The sequence below is a fragment of the Bacillus haikouensis genome (assembly GCF_013179555.1).
GTDB lineage: Bacteria > Bacillota > Bacilli > Bacillales > Bacillaceae_B > Rossellomorea > Rossellomorea haikouensis_A.
In genome coordinates this window covers 1-21,518 of sequence record NZ_JABMCR010000042.1, presented here as the reverse complement: position 1 = coordinate 21,518, position 21,518 = coordinate 1, and the positions used below count along the sequence as shown (strand labels likewise).

Genomic DNA, 21,518 nt, shown 5'->3' with positions numbered 1-21,518 from the left:
AACATCGTGATTTCAGCACGTGCCATCTCAGGACTGTCCCGAAGACCAATTGAATACTCAGCCACTTGAAGTAATCGCTCCACCTTTTTCTTTGAGAGACAGCGAACGCCACTTTTCTGAAGAGTATCAACTAGTTCTTCTGTTGTGAAGATCGAGAGATCTTCTGGGAGTGGCACAAGTGACAAGATCGCCTGAGCGTGTTGGCCGAGTCCTTTAAAGACCGTTGAAAACTCTGGGAAGTAAAGATCGAGCCAGCGTCGAATGCGGTTCTTTATGGAAGCCTGTTGATCTTTTAATCGGGTTCGGAAGGCCGTCCCTCGACGGAGCTCTGAATCAACCTTTGTCATTTCCCTAGGCATATTGTAGTAACCTTGAGGAATCATTTTGGCAATGACACGGGCATCTTTAATATCATTTTTACTCTGCAGATTATCGTCCAATTCTTTGGTTTGTTTCACGTGCAGAGGGTTGACCAGGACAAACGGGATATCACGATTGGTTAGAAACGCTGCGAGATTCATCCAGTAATGACCGGTAGGTTCAAAGCCAACGATCACGTCTTTCTTATCATGAGTATCCATCAGTTTCTGTAGAGTAGCGAAAAAGGATTCGAACCCAGGAAGAGACTGACGGACGACAAAGCTTTTTTTAAGTTCGCGGCCACGCTCATCTACAGCACACGCATAGTGGTTGTACTTGGCGATGTCGATGCCGATTACTAGGGTATTTTCCGTGATTTGATTTATACGTTGATTTCGATTATGATGCATGTGAGGATCCTCCCTTTATGAGATTTGGTTCGCACCTGCATCATAACGGAGGGTCCTTTTTTTGTGCAATAGGTCCTTTTTAATACCACAGGAATGCTCCTGCGGGGAGAGTAGCTTATTAGAAAAGCGGATGGGCTTTGCTCAGAGGCGGGTGGCATAAGACGAATCGTCCTGGAAGGCGCACTTTGCCTTCTTGGTGGTTTGGCTTATGTCATGTGCCTCTAAGCCCTGCAGCTAGACAAGTGAGACCCCACAGGAGCGAACGCGACGAGGAGGCTCACGGGCTACCCGTGGAAAGCGAAGTCTTGCACGGAAATCATTAGCGGTATTAAGAATATACGCTGAAATTGTTCGTCTTTATGTCGTGGTTTATTCGTTTTGCCCCAGTCTCGGGAGTTATTTTATGCTACATTCAGGATGAAACAGTTTTTTTCTCGTTTTTAGGAAAGAGAGAATAAGAGAGTGAGGTCACCCCATCAATTAGTAGGACAATACTCCATATTCTGCTAAAGTTATTCATTTGAGAATTATTAAATGGGACTAATGCTTGCTTTCCACTAAACCACTCAGAGAAAAAATTGGTCAATCCATTGGTTTGTGCAAGTTCAGAGGATAAACCGAACATGAAAAACATGATGAGATGCACAATGCCAAAAATGAGTAAGTGTATCGTGAAATGTTTTATTTCCTGGAGTGCTCTTGCTTTTCCGTACAGCTCAACAGGACCGGATAAATCTGGAATTGGTTCGCCTTTCCATTTCGCCACTTTCTTTTGTATAAACACATCAAGTCTTTTGAAATCAGTCTTGCCATAAGTCAATGCATAAACGATTATGACGAGAATAACGATTTGATAACTGGTAAAATTACCTGTCTTTAAATAGTCGAAAAAGCCCATTGTAGCTATCCACAAGTCATTAATTATAAACAACATGAAAAAGGCAATACTTAGTTTCTTTAAGTTATACCAATATCGTAAAACAAGGAAACTCAGCATAAACACCCAGAAGAAAACCTCCGCGATAATTAAGAAAATCCACTTATGTTCCAAAATAAAATCCATGATGTAACCTCCTTTTAATTAGGCAGCATATCCAGCCATTTCATATCCGCTTCTAAATGCAGAATCTTTCCGTCTATCAGATAAAGAATGGTTTCATTTTCTGGTGTGATTTCTATTTTTTTTCTTAGCAGTTGTAACTCCAGTATATTTTTTATTAATAATTCTTTCTGATCTTTAACCATACGTTCAAGATTAAAGAAGTCTACTTGTTTTGCACATAGCAATTTGAAGTAAAAATCATCCTTTAATAGTGGTTTTTCTACAGGTTCAAGCAGCCATTTGTCAATCTCATTTCTTCCTTTTTCTGTTAGATGGTAAATGCGTAAATCAGTGTTTTCCTCTGTTGTTTCATCAACAAAGCCATCCCTCACCAGCCGATCAATCGTCGTATATATTTGTCCCGCATTAATTTCCCACTGATTATATACCATTGATTCAAATGATAACTTTAAATCATATCGGTGCCGTGAGGACTGAGACAGTAGTATTAAGATGGCATGTTTTACTGACATAATGATTCCTCATTCCTCGAATATTACTCTTGTTTCAATGCTTCATTTAAATTATGTCTAACCGCTTGCCTTGATGGGATGAAAGCAGCTAATACACTTACAATGATCCCCATGATGATGCTGAGAAAAAGTGTAGATTCAGGTAGTGCAAATTCAATCAGTGCGTCTGAGGTAGTGCGTGCATTCAAGAAGATTGTACCAATACCCATCGTGATCCCCAGTAAAACCCCATTGATCCCTATAATAAGAGACTCAAAAATAATGGTTTTGTATACTTGAAATGAAGTGAAAGCAACGGCTCTCATAATAGCCACTTCCCGCAATCGTTCCATCACATTCATCACAAGCGTATTAACGATCCCGATGCCGGAGACTGTGATGGCAATTAAGAGAAGCCCGTTGAACAATGATTTCACCCCAGGCAGAGCCCGTTCTTGTTTATTAATTTCTTCTTCAAGTGTTTGAACCTCAGAGAAATCAAATGGAGAAGCAGAAACCAGGGAGTTTTTAATTCTTTCTCCCTCATAACCTTCTTTCAGGGTCAATAAGGCTTTATAGGAGTGTACTCCCGGAAATAAATGATTAAATTGCTGCTGGCTCATGAATGCAGTATAACCACCATATTGATTTGTAGTTACTTTGCCTATAACCTCAAGTTCATGTTCCTGATTGTCAATGATAATCTTTATTGTTTCACCTACTGAACCTCCCCATTCTTGAAACGCAAAGTCACCTAGAAGAATGCCTCCTTCTTTAAAGCGAGCTTTCCAATCACTGGTTGATTCAGCATCTAAAGAGTGAAATAAGGGATGTTTGGAATTCCAGCTTAAGTCTGTATTGATGATGGAGAATTGACGGGTTTGCTGCTCTGTCACCCATGTGACTTTTTTTTCTTTATATAAATGAACATCATCTATACCTTCTACCGTCGACATCATTGCTGCATCTTGATTATTTAAAGAACTTTCAGATGTAATTTGTATTTCTCCCCCATATGACTGAGTGGTACTTTTTTCTATGTTATTTTCAAGGGAAGTGAAGGTCGATGAAACAAATAATCCCAAACAGATGGCAAAAGCCAAAATAAGTGACATATTAGAAGAACGATTAAGGGTCCTCAACACGTTATTGCCGGCAATCTTTCCTTCGAAGCCGAGAAGGGAAGATTTCATAATAGTTTTCGTAATCAATTTCACTAAGGAAGGAAATATGAGTACAAATCCTATCAATAAGAAACTAACTGAAATAATGTGGTTTACAAGCGACAGCAGAATGAATAGTATCCCTGAAATATTTCTCCATTTATTTATTCCGCTATTATTTTCAGGAACTTTTTTCAGTGTTTTGATAATGTCGATTTTACTTGCCTGGTTAACAGGGATCAGAGAGGCAGCGACCGGTATGGCAACTCCTAATATTAAGGATGCTGCAAGTGCCCATTGATACTCCATCGAAAAGGATATATTCGACTGAAAGGAACTGAACAACCCGCTCTGTAAGACACTTCCCAAGCCAAGCCCGATCGGCAGGCCTACTATCAGGCCGATTAAGGAAAGGGTCAATACTTCAAATAAGAAAAGCTTCTTTATTTGGAATGGTGTATATCCTATCGTTTTCATCACCGCTATTTCGCTTTTCCGTTCAACGATGGAGACGAAAATCGTGTTGTACAGGATAAAGGCGCTGATGAACATCGCCAATCCGCCAATAACATAAAGCATAAAATAAAGGTCTTCCAATTGATTGGACTGCTTTTCATCCAGAACGATTTTTTGCAGATAAACGTCATCGAAACGTTGTAAATCAGCACTTAGACTTGTAACGGCATTATCCATGGTGTAACGATCGTCAAAATTCATACGTACTTCCTGAACTTGATTTTCAAGCTGATACCATTGTTGAAGAGTGGATAGAGGAAGGAGTGCTCTCCAATTTCTGTTGGTGGCATCATCCCAGTCTGTTGGTCCTTCAAGTAATGGGGTGTCCTTCACGATTGCAGCGATCTCAATCGTTTTCATTCCGTTTGGAACCCTTAATCTTACTTCATCACCGACACTTATGTCTAAATTTTCTGCAGTGGTGGAGGGGATGACAAGTCCATCATTATTGATGCTGCCTGCTACTTCTTCTAAAGAAAGCAGTTCGTTATCTAAAGTGGATAAGCCTGTAAGCCTTATCCTTTTCTGATCCAGGTTATAATCATGGGAGTTTACTTCTAAAAAGCTCTGTTTATGAATCAATCCTGTAGTACTGGATATCATTTCATGATTTGAAGCCAATTCTAAAATATCTTCCGAAAAAGTATCCTGTTCGCTTAAGATAGAATAATCAGCGTTCCCAGTGTATAATTCAAGCCTTTGAATAGTCACTTTTTTTGCGGTCTCAACCGTACTGATTACTGCAAACATGGAAGATACGCCAAGAACTATTGCCAATATCGTTAAAAAAGACCGTAGTTTTTTACGAATTAAATTTCGCCAAGAGGTTTGCCATAACATCATGATTAGCTCCTTCCGTTTGACGAATATCTGATTCTATCTCTCCATCTTTTAGCAAAATGATTCGATCGGCATAGCTGGCTGCATAAACATCATGAGTGACCATGATAATGGTAAGCTGATTTTTTTGGTGCAAAGAAGACAGCAGTCTCAATACCTCTGTGCCCGTACGACGATCCAGGTTCCCTGTAGGTTCATCTGCAAGTATCAAGTTAGGATTCATGCTGAGGGCCCTGGCAATGGCAACACGCTGCTGCTGCCCTCCGCTTAACTGGGAAGGGTAGTTGTTATCCTTTCCCTCTAAACTAACAGACTTGAGCAATTCATCTACTTGCTTCTTAATTTCCTGTTTATCTTTGCCTCCCGAATACATAGGAAAAGATACATTTTCTTCAACAGTTAAGTTTGGAAGAAGCTGATAATTTTGAAAGATAAAACCTACATGTTCCCTGCGGAAAAGTGTTCTTTGTTTTTCATTAAGACGGTGTATGTCTTTCCCATTCACTGATATTTCTCCTCCATCAGGAGTATCCAACCCTCCTAATAGATTCAGAAAAGTACTTTTTCCGGAACCAGACGGCCCCATGACAGCAATGAATTCACCTTTTTCCGCTTGCATATCTATTTCTCTGAGAATTTCATAAGATTTATTTCCAATTGTGTAACTTTTTTTAAGACTCTGTACGGATATCATTGTAAGCCTCCTAAATGGTAAGTGTATACTGAGTATATAACAAACTATATACTGAGTATACTCAAAAGTATATACTCAGTATACAAAAAAAGTAAAATAGATCATTTTATCTATTTTACTTTTTTTGGTCTTCTAAAGAAGCAAACGGTATGATTTCATAGTTGATTTCATTTTCTGTACAAAGCGAAACGATGTTTGTGCCCATCATGAAAGAATTAAGTATATATCCTTCAAAGGGTTTATTGATTAGGTTAACCCAAGGAGTCACATACCCATGGACTTGTTTGGGATCTGTTTGGAATCCAGTTCCCTTAGCCTTCAATAAGGCTTCCTTCTGGGTCCACAAGTGATAAAGCGATACCAGCCGATCCTTGTTATTGTTTGACAGAGAAAGCACCTCTTTTTTACTCAAAAAGATATCCATCGCATCTTCCAGTGGCGGTCCGAGTAAGTTCTCGATATCCACACCGACATTTTGAGCCGCAGTAACAGCAATGCAGCATACAGTGTCATTGTGACTAAGATTGAACTGAAGCTGCTGTTTATTCAAAGAAGAGTCTATGAAAGGTTTTCCGCTGTCATTGTATGTGAAACAGATGGATTCAGGAGTTATTCTCAGATAATGACTCAACACTAAGCGGAGAGCTGCACGGCACGCCATATAGTTTCTCTGAGGTTCAACGACAATGAATCGGTCTGCCCTTTCCTTTTCTTCTTTGCTTAAAACTAAATTGTCCATTTTGCTTATGTGTTCCAGGTCAATTACCCACAAATGAACATGGAGAGACGATATGTTGGATTTATACCAATTTGAGTTCATAATTTCACCCCCTTAATTAACTATTAAAATACTAGGTTTAAAATGAATTTCCAATAGGTTGATGAAAAGTTTGCGCAAATTACTGATGTGACGAAGCAGATCTCTAGGTAAAATTCAGTGTGAATAAAGAAACAGGAAGAGAGGATGAATATGGGTTCCGATATGCTTTTGTTTGTCAATTTATTGATCGTATTAATCATGATCATTTCAGCAGCAAGGGTAGTGGGTAAGGTATGTTTAATGATAGGGCAGCCGAGAGTGCTGGGGGAAATGGTTGCAGGTGTTTTGCTGGGACCTACCTTATTTGGAGCTATTGCCCCTGAAATGTTTGAATCACTCTTCACCCCGGAGATAAAAACAATCTTGTATATGCTAAGCAATCTTGGTCTTGCTTTGTATATGTTTCTAGTGGGAGTGGAAGTGAATTTTAAAGGGTATGATAAAAAATTTTTCAGCAGTGCAGGCTCACTGGCGATGTCAGCATTTTTTGTTCCGTTACTCACCGGCATTTGTCTTTCCCTGTCATTGATGAAGTACTTTGGCTCTGAAGGGAACTCATTGTATTTTTCGTTGTTTGTAGGAATTGCATTTTCGATGACTGCATTCCCTATGTTAGCAAGGATTTTGCAGGAACAGAAATTAATAAATACAAAAATCGGAGCCACCACATTGCTTTCTGCAAGTATAATCGATGTTTTAGGCTGGCTGACCTTAGCGATATTAATCGCTTTAGTTGAAACAAGTTCAGTTTCTGGCGGGATATTGACAATCATATTTACAGGGATCTTCACACTTATTTTATTTTTTGTTGTTAAACCACTACTCAAAAAGATGGGAGATAAAGTCGAACAGTCCGGCTTGCTGACCCAGGGCAATATGGCCATGATTCTACTGCTGGTTTTGATCGCTGCGGCAATCACTGACTTTATCGGTGTGTATTCTGTCTTTGGAGGATTTATGCTTGGCTTGGTCATGCCAAAGAATCAAGTATTTCAAAATGAGCTTAATAGCAGATTAGAGCATTTTGTCATTGTATTTTTGGTCCCTATCTTCTTTGCTTACTCAGGGATTAATACACATTTCTCTGGGTTATCAATGACTATTCTACTATTATTTTTGCTTATTTTAATCTTCGCAGTAACGAGTAAATACTTTAGCAGTTTGTTTGTGATGAAAAGTATGGGTTATTCATGGAGGGATGCATCAGCAGTTGGTTCATTAATGAACGCCAGAGGGTTGATGGAGCTGATTGTTCTGAATGTAGGGTTATCCTATGGTCTATTAAGTCAGAATCTTTTTACAATCCTCGTTTGGATGGCTATTATCACTACTGCGTTAGCGATGCCGTTATACAAATCATCTTATTCAGTGGAATTAGGTAAAAGGTGGGTCTTCCCGCTTATAAAATATAGCAAAGTGAAGGAGAGATAATTCATGAACAAATCAATTTACGATGTAGTGATTATTGGTGGAGGACCAGGTGGTGTGCAGACTGCAATAACATATTATGAATTATGTAAGGAACAAAACATTAAACCGAACATTGCCATCCTTGAGGCATCCGGCAAAGCAGGGCACTCATTCACGAAATTTCCTGTTCACGGAAAATTAATAAGTAATAATAAACTTTATACCGGGAAGGCACCCGAGAGCAGATTTTCTGAAAGATTTGATTGGAACAGCCTCATAACGAAAGAAAAAGATATCTTACTGAGAAACTACAGCCGGGAATTTTATCCTGAAAGGGACGCAGTGGTCAGAATGATCAGCGATTTAGTTGAAAAGTACCAGCTCCCCGTACATACCAATACAAGATGGATTGGTACTAAAAAGACTGAAGATGGATTATTTGAGGTGAACACAAGTAAAGGGGAATACTTGACCCGGTATATGGTGGTAGCGACTGGACTGGAGCCGATGACCCCTGATATTCCTGGAATCAAACATGTTACCAAATATGAGGACATGAAACATAAAGAGTATTACCGCGACAAAAGAGTTCTTATCATGGGGAAAGGGAACAGCGGCACCGAATGTGCACAGGATATTCTGAATGAAGCAAATGTTATTATGCTGGCAAGTCCATCTTCAGCGAAGCTGGCATTCAAGACCCATTATGTAGGCAATATCAGGGCAGTTAACTCAATAATTGCTGAAAACTATCAATTGAAGCATCAATCCGCTTTGTTGGATTGTCATATAAGGGAAATTGAAAAAGTGGAAAACGGATACAATGTGACAGTTGAATACATTCATGCCAATGGTGAGGTTGAAACTTTATTTTTCAATGAAGTGATCGCGGCAACCGGCTTCAAGTCAAGTCTGCAGTCCCTTGTGGAGGACTTTGATATTAAATGGCTTCACAACAAATTTCCTTCTATCAGCGGGACATTTGAGTCCACAGAAGTGGAAGGGCTGTATTTTGCAGGTGCCCAAACACACGGGCTGGATTATAGAACTACCTCAACAAGCGGGTTCATCCATGGATTCAGGTATAATTCGAAAATATTAGCCCATCATCTGGCTGAGGAAACCGGTGTTATCATATCCAGAGCAAAAGAAATAAATATCCCGATAGAGGATTATGTACTGGAAGAACTGAATGAATCACCTGATCTATGGCTTCAGCCGGGCTATGTGGGGCGTTTGTTAAAGTTTAAAGATGGTACGTGGACTTCACTTGGATATCGAACAAAGAATGAGTTTGAAGAGATGGATGAAGATTCTCTAGTTTTCTTGACATTGGAATACGGAGATATTCATCAATTCCAAGAATCCTTCAGTATTCCGCGTGTACCAGGGGATCCGGAAAAGAGTGTGCATATCCATCCTGTAATCAGAATCAAGGAAAATCAAGACATCATGGCGTTTAATTTAGAAGAGCACTTGGAGTCCCGATTCAGCGAAGAGGATTACTTGCCAGAAATAAAAAAAATCGTCATGAAGGTAAATGCAAAACAGCCAGTATAAGTCAAAAAGCCGGGATTCCCGGCTTTTTTTATTGGCCAGGAAACGTTCAAAGATACATACTTCCAATCGAAAGTGAATACTCCCGTTATTTTTAATATATAAAACAGCAAACTATGTAATAAGAGCTATTGAAAAAGTTGCGGAAAATACGGATGTGGTAAAAATGCGCTATTTGTAAAATGTAAACAGAAATCGTAAAAGAAGGTGTCTTTCTAATGAAAAAGAGGGTAGTGGTTACCGGGATGGGAATAATCTCTCCTGCCGGTCTGACGGTCCAATCTTTTTGGGAGAATATTTCGAATGGTTTTAGCGGTATAGATTATATCAAATCTTTTGATACCTCCGGATACCCAACACGGATAGGTGGAGAAATAAAAGGTTTTAACCCTGATGATCATTTTTCCTCTAAGGAACAGAGCAGGATGGATACATTCACACAGTATACAATGACTGCAGCCAAACAGGCGATCAATCAAGCATCTCTGTCACTTCGTGAGCTGGATCCATACAGGGTCGGGGTTTTGGTTGGTTCAGGTATGGGCGGTACCAATATGGTCTTGGAAAACCATCACAAAATACTCTTTAAAGGACCAAGAAGAGTAAGTCCTTATCTGGCATCTGGAATGTTGATAAATGCCCCTGCGAATGAGATATCGCTTTTATTGGGGGCGAAAGGGAAGAGCGGGGCATTTGTTACGGCATGTGCTGCAAGTAGTAATGCTATCGGAGAAGCAATGAGAAGCATACAGTACGGCGAGGCGGATATCGTAATTGCCGGAGGTGCAGAAGGAGCCATTACCCCCCTTGATTTAGCATCCTTTTCCAGAATAAAAGCTCTTTCCACAAATAATGAAGAGCCTCATAAAGCGAGCCGTCCCTTTGATAAGCAAAGAGATGGTTTTGTCATTGGTGCGGGTGGCGGCATGGTAGTACTGGAGTCTTTAGATTCCGCATTAGAAAGGGGTGTTCCGATTCTTGCAGAGTTTTCAGGGTATGGGGCCACCACAGATGCATATCATATAACAGCTCCTGACCCTGATGCAAAGGGAGCTGAGAGAGCCATTCAAAATGCCATTTCCGATGCAGGCTTGACACCTTCAGATATTGATTATGTGAACGCACATGGAACCAGTACAAAGTTAAATGACTATACAGAAACAATCGCGATAAAAAAAGTATTTGGACAAGATGCAGTGGATTTACCGGTGAGTTCCATTAAATCAATGACTGGTCACATGCTGGGCGGGGCAGGGGCGGCAGAGTTTATCTCCAGTGTGCTGACCATTCAGCATCAACTCATTCCACCTACCATCAATTATGAAGAAGCGGATGAAGGGATGAACTTGAATTACGTTCCGAATAAGGCCCAAAAACGAGACGTGGACAATGTTCTAAGTAATTCATTTGGTTTTGGAGGACATAACGCTTGTTTAATAATAAAAAAGTTTCAGTAGAAAGGAGATTAACATGAAATACACGATTAATAGAATCGAAGGTCCGTCAGATATATTCCCAGATAACAATCTGCTCATACATCAGCTTATCGAGAAACAAGTGAAAGAAACGCCTGATCATCCAGCTGTTCTTTTTGATTCTTCCTCTCTTACATATAGGGAGTTAAATGAAAGAGCCAATCAGGTTGCTCATTATCTCAAAGGGAACGGCTTAAAGCATGACGACCCTGTAGCGATATGTTTAGAGAGATCGATAGAATTAGTCACTGTGTTATTAGGTGTGATAAAGGCGGGAGGTGCATATGTGCCTGTTGATCCTTCCCAGCCTTCCCGCCGTATCCACCAGCTTCTGGCGGAAATCAATCCGCCTTTTGTGATCACTTCAAATGAGCAGTCATCCATACTTCCTGCAGCGAATAATAGCGAAAGATTGCTCATAGAGGATTGTTTCTGGAGAGGGAGTTGTAAGGAAGACCTTTCAGAAAGTAATGAGGATGAAGATAGTCTGATGTATATCATTTATACTTCAGGATCAACCGGTAAACCAAAAGGAGTGATGAATACACATCGTGCGTTAAATAATCGTTTGCAATGGATGCAAAAGGAATTTCAATTGACAGAGAATGATCGCATCCTGCAAAAAACCCCTTACAGCTTCGATGTTTCAGTATGGGAATTCTTCTGGCCGTTAATGACAGGAGCTGCATTAGTAGTTGCTGAACCGGAAGGGCATAAAGATCCAGAATATTTAATGAGGACCATCATCGAGTATGGAATCACTACCATCCATTTTGTTCCATCTATGCTTCAACTGTTCTTAGAAGGAAAGAGCCTATCGGAACGCACTCCTTTGAAAAGGGTCATATGCAGTGGGGAAGCCTTAAAGAAATCAACAGAAAAGCAGTTCTTTTCTTTATTTAAAGATACAGAATTATATAACCTTTATGGCCCGACAGAAGCAGCAATTGATGTAACTTATTGGAAATGTATCGACAACCCATCGGACCCGAATGTTCCGATAGGTTATCCGTTAAGCAATATACAGTTATTTATCTTGGACGGAGATGGAAATCTTGTAAGAGACGGAGAAGAAGGTGAACTGTATATCGGAGGGGCTGGTCTTGCTAAAGGGTATTACAACCAGCCGGAGCTTACCGAAGAAAGATTCATCGACAACCCCTTTTCTACTGATCAGAAACTATATAAGTCCGGAGATGTTTGCAAACTCAGAAAAGACGGGGCAATTGAATACATAGGAAGAAATGATTTTCAGGTGAAAATCAGAGGGATGAGAATTGAGCTTGGGGAAATCGAATCCATTATTGAACAGCAAGCTGGCATTAAGCATAGTATTGTTACCGCTTATGAAAATAAGGAACAAAAATACTTGGCGGCATATGTAACGTTAATGGATCAAGAAAAATGGGATGATGTACGAATAAGAGAAGACTTAAAGACATATTTGCCCGATTTTAAGATTCCATCTTTTTTTACGGTACTGGATGAATTTCCATTATCAGCTAACGGGAAGATTGATCGAAAGCAGCTACCTTCCCCATTAGAAACCAATTCAGCCCGGATATCCCATCCACAGACAGAAATGGAAAGACAACTCAGCAATATGTGGGGAACATATTTAGGGCATGATTCTATTGATTCTGACACGCATTTTCTGCATATGGGCGGGAACTCATTGTTCGCTGCCAGACTATCAAAAAACCTTAAGGACAAATATTCTATTCCTGCCGATATTCAAACCATATTCAGGCATCCAACAATTAAAGCGCTTGCGTCATATATTGAAAATAGTAATCAACCTCCAATGATAAAAGAGAAGGAAATTCAAGAAAACAGAATCCATAATGAAAATATGTCATACGCTCAGAAAAGACTCTGGTTTATTAATGAACTTGAAGGGGAGAGTCACTTATATAATCTTCCAGGGTATATAGAGGTACATGGAAAGTTAAATATTGAGCGATTCAGGAAAAGTTTGGATTTGATCATTTCGAAACAAGAGGTGTTGAAAAGTAATTTCTCTTCCCGGCAAGGGGAGCCCCTCTGTTCGACAGATCAATATAAAAAAAGTGATTTAGAATATTTGGATTTGACAGACCAAGGCTATCCAGAGGCAGTATCGTTTTGCCGGAATAAGATGAAATTGGATGCTGCGACAGCATTCGATCTCTCCAACGGAAACCTTTACAGATTTCGTCTTTACAAGCTGAGCGGGGATCATCACTATTTTTATTATAATTTCCATCACATCATATTCGATGGCTGGTCAGAAACTGTATTTTTAAATGCTGTGTTTGCTCTTTACGAAAATAGTCATTCTTACGAACTTCCATCCAGTTATCAGGACTATATTGACCGGCAAACGATTTCCGTAAATAGTCCAGAAATGGATGAACATATGAAGTACTGGAAATCGAAACTAAAGGGGGATATTCCCCAAATTAAGTTATTCAAAACCCAGAAGGAATTGAAGGTGCCTTCGAATGAAGGGAAGACTGAAAGTTTTTCAATTCCGGCTGTCCTTATGAAAAAACTTGAACAAATTTGTGCGAATAACGGAGCCACGCTGTATATGGGGATGCTGGCTTTATACAAACTACTTATCTATCGATTATCAAAAGAGAAAGATATTGTGGTTGGCACTCCAGTTGCCGGAAGAAATAATGAAGAGGACCGCGAGACAATTGGAATGTTTGTGAACACTGTTGTTGTCCGTGATTCGTTAGATGAAAAGATGAATTTCCTGGACGTGCTTTCTAAGATCAAGACATCTTCTTTAGAAGCTTTGTTACAAGGCGGGGTGCCATTTGAGAAAGTAGTGGAAGCAGTTCAGCCCAATAGGTCTCTCAATCAGAATCCGCTATTTCAATATATGTTTGCATTTCAAAATTTCCCTGACCACAATAAGCCGGCAGGTGATATAAAGTTAGGGGATCCTAAAATACTCTCAAATGGTACTTCAAAGTTTGATTTAACCTTCTTTATTGAGCGGGAAGAAAAAGGGATGAAAGGTAAATGGGAATACCGGACAGGAATATTCGATAGGGATCACATTACCGATCTTACATCCATGTTTCTTGAGCTGTTAAGGTCTGCAGTAACCCATGCAAATCTTCCTCTTACTGAATTATCTCTGTTGACGGAGGAAGAAGAAAATGAACTTATCTATGATTTAAATCGTACAGAAAAAGTATTTCCTGACTCCTTGTTACATGAGTTATTTGAAAAACAAGTCGTATGTACTCCCGGGCACACCGCTGTCATCTACGAAGGAAAGAAAATAACCTATAGAGAATTGGATGAGAAATCCAATCAACTTGCTCATTTGTTAATACAAAAAGGAGTAGTTCCTGACACGCCTGTAGGCATAGTCATGAATCGGTCAATAGAAATGGTCACCGGAATAATGGGGATTTTAAAAGCAGGTGGTGCCTACCTGCCGATTGATGTTGACACACCAAAGAACCGGATGACGGACATCCTTTTAAGTGCAGAAGCAACTATTTGTTTGACGAACGTCATGTCATTATCCCTTCAATCCGAGCGTATAGAAATACTGAATTATTGTAATGAAGAGGACCAGATCAGCGGCTTTTCCAAGACAAAACCTAACGTGAAAATGACCCCGTCTAACTTGGTTTCAGTCTATTACACTTCAGGTTCAACGGGTGCACCTAAAGGGGTAAGCAGCACCCATAAGGGGTGGGTGAACCGTGTTTGCTGGATGCAAAATAAGCATCAATTAAATGAAGGGGAAATTGCATTGCAAAAAACCACTCTCACTTTTGATGATGCAGCTATTGAGTTTTTCTGGCCGCTCATGGCAGGAGGCGCGGTTGCATTAATTCCCCCTGGGATGCATAAAGATCCTGTAAGTATCATTGATTATGCGATTAAATATAATGTTTCTTTACTGCAATTTGTTCCAAGTATGCTTCAAATGGTAGTCGAGGAAATGTCAGAAGAAAAGAAGGAGAAATTATCAAATTTAAGGGTGGTTGTATCAAGCGGTGAAGCATTGAAATCCGAACTGGTGAACTCTTTCTATAAGAAGATGCCCGGTAAACTTTTCAATACATGGGGTGCTACAGAGGTTTCCATTGATTCTACTTGTTTTGATTGCTGGCCTGATTCTCAAATGGAAACCGGCAGTGAGATCGTTTCAGTGGGCAAACCTATTGACAATAATAGAATATATGTGCTTGATTCGTTTTTAAAACCCGTTCCTTTCTCCGTCCCTGGAGATCTATATATTAGCGGTATTGGTTTGGCAAGGGGATACCTTAACAATCCAGAAAAAACAAAAGCCTCTTTCGTCGATGATCCATTCCACAAAGGGGAAAAGATGTATCGGACAGGAGACAGGGGATATCTCACGAAACAAGGGAATATCATGTTTTTAGGCAGAGAGGATAACCAGGTTAAAATACGGGGTATGCGAGTTGAATTGGGAGAAATCGAAAATAAAATCCGAGCTGTGGATGGTGTGAAAGATGCAGTGGTGCTGTTTAAGAAAAATGATGATGTGTCCGGCTTGGCTGCCTATTTCACTTGTGAGGAACAAGATGACATAAGGTTAAAAACAAAGCAATCCATTCAATTGGAATTACCAGACTACATGGTCCCTGGTTTATATGTACAGCTTGACGAATTCCCCTTGAACTCTAATGGGAAAGTGGATAGAAATAAGCTGCCATCGGCCTCTGAAGAACATCTGGTAGTCAACTCCCGTTATGCGGAACCCAAAACATTTAATGAACAAAAAGTGCTGGACGTTTGGAAAGAGAAACTAAAATTGAGCCAAATAGGAATTAATGATAACTTTTTTGAACTTGGAGGACATTCGTTGCTGGCAGTCCAAATCATATCCAGTATCAATAAGTTATTTTCAACTGCCGTACCTGTAAAGGTATTGTTTGAGAAACCGACTGTTTCTGAGCTGGCACAAGCATTAAATCAATATAACCACAACACCGACAATCACATATTGATGAATAGAGTCAGTGAACATGTTGAAATCCCATTATCTGATGCTCAAAAACGAATATGGTTTTTAGAGTATTTAAATCCCGGTACGAGCTATAATATGCCGCTTGTATTAAATTTTGATGGACAAGCCGAAGCCTTAAAGCTCGAATCGGCAATAAATAGATTAATTAAACGGCATGACTCTCTAAAGACTGTCTTCCGCAATAAGAAAGGCAAACCTGTTCAAGTTATAAACAATGACGGTTCTATAAAACTAAAATTAATAGATAAAAATGATGATATTCAGAGAATCACTCAAAAAGAATGTGAAGAACCATTTGATCTTTCAAAAGGTCCGTTAGTAAAAGGGACTTTGGTTAAAGAAAAGGATAAAAACACGTTAATACTTGTCTTCCACCATATCATATGTGATGGATGGTCCCTAAAAGTCATTAAAGATGAATTAATAGCTCTATACAGTGGAGAAAATCTTCCCGATGACTCAGAAGTCGTGCAATATCCAAGCTATACACTGTGGCAGAGTGAATTTGAGCATTCTCCTGAAAGTAAAAAACAAATCACATTTTGGAAAGAAGAAATGTCAGGTCCTTTGCCTGTCCTGCAATTGCCAACAGACTTCAATGATAACAGGAGGGCAAATCATACAATCCGAAAGAAACTTGATGGTACATTTTCTGAAGAAATCAAGAAATTCAGCATGAGTCGAAAGCTTACTCCTTTTATGGTATTTTACAGCGCTTACGTCAGCTTACTATCCAGACTCGCTGATCAAAAAGATATCATTATCGGGACTCCGATAATCAATCGTAAGCTCGAGGAACTTGAAAGGTCTGTAGGTATTTACTTGAACACGCTGCCATTAAGGGCAATAGTGAGCGAGGATCTCACTTCCAATGAACTTTTCCTTCAAAGTAAAAAGACAATTCTCAAAGCCTTTGCCAATGGTGATATTCCATTCGAGAAAATCGTAGAGGAAGTACAGCCTGAACGAAATCTAAATCGAAATCCCTTGTTCGATGTCCTGATCAATTATCGAAGCTTTGAAGAAAGAAAAACCTATATGATAAATAATTTAGAAGTGAAAGAAGTAGAAGTGGATGAAATCGAATCTAAATTCTTCCTCACCTTATATATAGAAGAAACATCTCAAGGATTCAATCTTAATCTCTCTTATAAGAACAATATGTTTAGTACTGCGAGAATGGAGGTTTTTCTTCATCAGTTTGTACAACTGCTGGAGGCATCTATTACCTATCCTGAACGTAAATTATCAGAGATTTCTTTAATCACCGCAGATAGACAGTCATTGCCTGATCCCGCAGCTGTGTTAGGAGATCATTCATATCCTCGGATCACAGATCAAATAGAAGAGTGGGCAAAGGCGGCTCCGTACAATATCGCAGTAGAGGAAAGAGGAATCAAGTATAGTTACGAGCGATTAAACGCAACGGCCGATAAGATAAGCAGGAACCTGCTGGCTGAATGTGTACTTCCAGGGGAGGTTGTCGCTATTTACGGTAAGAAGAGTTACAAGACGCTTGTCACTATACTCGGTGTCTTAAAGGCTGACGCAGTCTTTCTGACTATTGATGAGAATGTACCGGAAAAGAGATTGGAGAGCATATTAGAGGAATCAAATACAACCTTCATCCTGACTACAATGCCAGTCAATGACGTTCATCAAAAGACAATGGAACAGTCAAATGCTTCAATTATCGAGATTGATCGCCTCTTGATGAGACAAGAAGGAGAAAGACAGATCAATTCAGTGGTAAAAGTAAAACCAAATGAAGATGCATATATTTTTTTCACATCCGGGACGACAGGGAAACCGAAAGCGATATTAGGCACTCATGCAGGGTTATCGCATTTCCTCAATTGGCAAAAAGAAGAATTCAATATTCTGCCGGAGGATCGTTTTTCCCACTTAACGAATGTGACGTTCGATGTATATTTGAGAGATGCTTTATTGCCTTTGATTAGTGGAGCCGCTTTGTGTATTCCCGAAGGCGATGAGAGCAGCATGGATTTTCTGCACCGGGAGGAAATCACCAGGTGCCATGCTGTGCCTTCTTTATCAACATTATGGTTAAAGGAAAGTTCGGAATTTCAAAGTCTGCCTTTCCTTAAAAGTATCTTTTTCGCTGGGGAGCCTTTATCCCATAAACTGATATCACAGTGGAAAGAAAGATGTAATGCTGAGATTATCTGCCTGTATGGACAAACAGAAACAACACTGGCAAAGGGTTTCCAGAGGGAGTCTGAGGTAACAAGTCGTTATGAAAATCTTCCAATAGGAAATTTCCTGCCGGATACTCAACTATTCATCCTCAATAAATTCAATAAATTATGCGGGATAGGCGAGCCAGGAGAAATTGTTGTCAGGACGCCTTATAGAACAAAGGGGTACATCAATCAGCCTCACGATGGCTTTACACAAAATAACTTCAGCGAAGATCCCAATGATTTCTATTACCATACAGGGGATCTGGGAAGATATTCACCGGACGGAATGATTGAAATTTATGGCAGGAATGATGATCAGATCAAGGTCCGCGGCGTACGCATAAACAAAAATGAAATCATGTCGGCAATGATGAATCTTCCTGGTGTGAATGACTGTTATATCTTGGATGGGAAAATGAATGGAGAAACAACAATCACTGCATACGTAGACTTAGAAAGCGGAGAAATACTTCATTCATTACGACAGAAGTTGTTTGATATCTTACCAATGGCAATGATCCCGAATCATTTCATTTCAGTACCTCAATTGCCTGTAACGTCTAATGGGAAAGTTGACCGCCAAAAATTGAAACAATTACAACCTATGAAAAGTGAAGTGTTCACCCCGATTGAATCTAATACCGAAAGAATCCTTCTGGATATCTGGAAGGATCTCATAGGAAAAGAAGATATTTGTAATACAGATAACTTTTTTGAACTTGGCGGCCACTCACTTCTCATTATAAGGATGGCAGCCAGTATACAGGATCGTCTAGATTTAGAGATACAATTGAAAGATGTGTTTCAGAATCCGACAGTGAATACCCTTGCTGCTTATATGAATTCCAATGGGAAGGTGAAAAAAACTCTTCCTATCAAGAAGGTCAGAAGAACTAAGCATTTGGTTTAGTGAAAAAAGGATGTGTCAATATGAATAAAGTACAAGTCGAAAATGAGGTATATTTGCTGCCAGCCTCATTCGGTCAAGAAAGAATATGGTTTTTTGAACAAATGAATCCAAACACCCCCACATACAATATTCCTTTTATTTTCAGGATGAAAGGGAAGCTCGACCCTGCTTTATTAAAGAGTACATTACTCAAAATAGTTGAAAGACACGAAGTGCTTCGAACTACTTTTTGTCAGATGGAGGGGGAACTTTTACAAAAAGTTTCCCTTGTAAATCCTCCATTACGATTCGTTCAGACTACCATAAAGGAAATTGAGGAATCCCTGCCTTTTTCCTCATATGTAGAAAATTTCGCCCTCAGACCTTTTGATGTGAGTAAAGAGCCACTGGTAAGGTTTGAATTAATAGAATCTGAAGAAAAGCTGCATTATTTATTGATTAATGTCCATCATTCAGTATTCGATGCATGGTCAATAGAAGTATTGAAAAAAGAAATTTTATCCATTTATCCCCTCCTGAAACAGGGCAGGGAAGCGGATATAGAAGAGCTGGAACTTCAATATGCGGATTATGCAAATTGGGAAAAAGAAAGGCTCTCAGGTGACCAAATATATACCAAAGTCGATTTCTGGAAGAAGTACTTAAGAGGGGCTCCGCCTACATTACAACTTCCTACCGACTATACTCGTTCTAAGCACTCTTCTAAAGCCGGGAAAAATATCAGATTCACATTTCCCGAAGAATTGATAGCAGGAATCCGGCAATATGCGTTATCAAATGGATCAACTCCATATGCATTTTTTATGGCGGTTTTTAATGTATTACTTTATCGCTACTCTGGGCAGAAGGATATTGTGATAGGAACTCCTGTTGCAAATCGGCACGAATCGTTTACGCATGATTTATTGGGTTTTTTCGTGAATACAATGCCTGTCAGATCCAAAATTAAACCCTATAGCAAATTCGAAAACTTCCTAAAGAGTACATTGAAGAATTTTATTAACACCCATGGGTATGGTGAAGTGCCATTTGAAAAAATTGTTCAAGAAGTGAATCCGGAGAGAAGCTCGAATGTTCATCCCATTTGTCAGGTCATGTTCACCTTTCATGAAAATGTGCCGGCAAAACGGAAAGAAGAGATTGAAATGGAACATGAGAAAATAAATACTCACACTTCAAAATTTGATTTAGTACTCTATGTGAGTTGTGATGATAAGAGTGGAGCAGGCGAGATTGAATATGATTCCGATCTATTTGAAGAGGAAACCATTCAGAGGTTTATTCGACATTATCTCAGGTTGATTGAGGATATATTAGATAATCCGCAAAAACCAATATGCAGATTAACCCTCTTAACAGACAAAGAGAAGGCAAGGCTGCTGGACCCTGTTTTTTCCCCAGCATCATCAACCTTCATACATGAACTAGTGGAAAAAAAGGTTGAAAGTAAACCTGATGTTTGTGCATTAAAGGATTCTCAAGGTGAATGGACATACCAAGAGCTTAACAGCAGAGCTAATCAGGTAGCGAACACGATCCATGATAGAGGAATTAATCCAGGGTCGGTCATAGCCATACAAATGGAAAGGTCTAAAGAGCAGATAGCGGGTATTTTAGGGATTTTAAAAGCGGGATGTTCCTATTTGCCGTTGGATCCCACACTTCCGGTAAACAGGAGGGATTATATAGTATCAGACTCCGAATCATGCCTTTTGTTAGCGGGCAGTGAGAAAAGTAATCAGGTGAGCGTGCCGGTGCTCACAATAGGTGAAACAACATCGGGTTCAACATCTGCGCCTGATCTGCAAATTGACAGGTCATCAAAAGCTCTTACTGCCTATATCATCTATACCTCAGGGACTACAGGAAATCCTAAGGGTGTTTCAATCAGTCATCATTCTCTGACTAATCATATTGCGGGCTATACTGAGCAGTTTCCTTTTAGTGAGGGAGAGAGGTTCTTACATAATATCAACTATACGTTCGATGCATCAATGACTGAGATATTCAGTCCTCTGGTTTCAGGCAGCACCCTTATCCTAAGTGACTCTTCCCGGCAATTCGATGTGGATTATTTAGCGGACTTGATATGCAGAGAAGGTATAACCCGGGCCCAATTATTTCATAGCTTGATAGAAAAAATGATTTCGCTGCCGGTTTTCACTCGATCCCATTCTCTGAAATACATTTTTACAGGGGGGGAGAAACTCAGTCGATATTTAGTCACTGAATATTATCGTGCTATGGGAAACAGTACACCTCTTGTCAATGTATACGGACCAACAGAAGCCACAGTGGCTTCGACGTTTCACGTATGCAAAGACAATGAAGACGATCAAGTTATTCCGATAGGGAAACCATTCGCGAATTATCAGTTGATCGCAGTCGACGATCAAGGAGAGTTGGTTCCACCGGGAGTGCCCGGGGAACTATGGATTGGCGGGGAAGGGATTGCTCAAGGTTATCTGAATAATGAGGAGTTATCGAGAGAATCCTTTGTAAAGCTGAAGCTGGGAGATTCTTGTGAGAAAAGATTTTATAAGACAGGAGATATCGTCAAGCAGCACCATTCGGGTGAATTCATCTTTATTTCC

At 39.8% G+C, this 21,518-nt stretch carries 11 protein-coding genes and 1 pseudogene; 6 read left to right on the top strand and 6 right to left on the bottom strand.

The window, feature by feature from the left end:
• Window positions 1-770 (bottom strand): IS110 family transposase (locus tag HP456_RS06265; RefSeq protein WP_172249196.1); only part of this gene is annotated, 770 nt, incomplete at its 3' end.
• Window positions 771-1,008: 238 nt separating this feature from the next.
• Between HP456_RS06265 and HP456_RS25000 the strand changes: the two are divergent.
• Window positions 1,009-1,191, top strand: a pseudogene (locus tag HP456_RS25000) (hypothetical protein); the annotation flags it as partial.
• On the opposite strand, the gene HP456_RS06260 reads toward HP456_RS25000, so the two are convergent.
• The 5 genes from HP456_RS06260 to HP456_RS06240 form a co-directional block, all read right to left on the bottom strand.
• Window positions 1,183-1,833, bottom strand: a complete 651-nt coding sequence (locus HP456_RS06260) for a hypothetical protein (RefSeq protein WP_172249194.1) — start codon at window positions 1,831-1,833, stop codon at window positions 1,183-1,185. The pseudogene HP456_RS25000 and the gene HP456_RS06260 sit on opposite strands and share 9 nt — an antisense overlap.
• Before the next feature lie 14 nt (window positions 1,834-1,847).
• Complete coding sequence (locus HP456_RS06255) at window positions 1,848-2,345, bottom strand: PadR family transcriptional regulator (protein ID WP_172249192.1); 498 nt, start codon at window positions 2,343-2,345, stop codon at window positions 1,848-1,850.
• Window positions 2,346-2,368: 23 nt separating this feature from the next.
• On the bottom strand, window positions 2,369-4,843 hold the full coding sequence (locus tag HP456_RS06250; protein ID WP_281357967.1) for an ABC transporter permease: 2,475 nt from the start codon (window positions 4,841-4,843) through the stop codon (window positions 2,369-2,371).
• Window positions 4,806-5,537, bottom strand: coding sequence for an ABC transporter ATP-binding protein (locus tag HP456_RS06245; RefSeq protein WP_172249188.1), 732 nt, complete (start codon window positions 5,535-5,537; stop codon window positions 4,806-4,808). The genes HP456_RS06250 and HP456_RS06245 overlap by 38 nt, the downstream gene beginning before the upstream one ends.
• 115 nt (window positions 5,538-5,652) lie before the next feature.
• A complete protein-coding gene (locus HP456_RS06240) occupies window positions 5,653-6,357 on the bottom strand; it encodes a 4'-phosphopantetheinyl transferase family protein (protein ID WP_172249187.1) in 705 nt (234 codons plus the stop codon).
• A 144-nt stretch (window positions 6,358-6,501) separates the two neighbouring features.
• Here HP456_RS06240 and HP456_RS06235 point away from each other — a divergent pair, with 144 nt between their 5' ends.
• The 5 genes from HP456_RS06235 to HP456_RS06215 all read left to right on the top strand — a co-directional run.
• The gene (locus HP456_RS06235; RefSeq protein WP_312857737.1) at window positions 6,502-7,788 is read left to right on the top strand and encodes a cation:proton antiporter domain-containing protein; all 1,287 of its coding nucleotides are present in this window, start codon (window positions 6,502-6,504) and stop codon (window positions 7,786-7,788) included.
• 3 nt (window positions 7,789-7,791) lie between these two features.
• Window positions 7,792-9,327, top strand: a complete 1,536-nt coding sequence (locus HP456_RS06230) for an NAD(P)-binding domain-containing protein (RefSeq protein WP_172249183.1) — start codon at window positions 7,792-7,794, stop codon at window positions 9,325-9,327.
• Window positions 9,328-9,542: 215 nt separating this feature from the next.
• A complete protein-coding gene (gene fabF, locus HP456_RS06225) occupies window positions 9,543-10,781 on the top strand; it encodes a beta-ketoacyl-ACP synthase II (protein WP_172249181.1) in 1,239 nt (412 codons plus the stop codon).
• A 13-nt stretch (window positions 10,782-10,794) separates the two neighbouring features.
• Window positions 10,795-18,924: a non-ribosomal peptide synthetase gene (locus HP456_RS06220; RefSeq protein ID WP_172249179.1), complete on the top strand. Its 8,130-nt coding sequence runs from the start codon at window positions 10,795-10,797 to the stop codon at window positions 18,922-18,924.
• A gap of 20 nt (window positions 18,925-18,944) precedes the next feature.
• A partial coding sequence (locus HP456_RS06215; protein WP_172249177.1) for a non-ribosomal peptide synthetase occupies window positions 18,945-21,518 on the top strand: 2,574 nt, incomplete at its 3' end.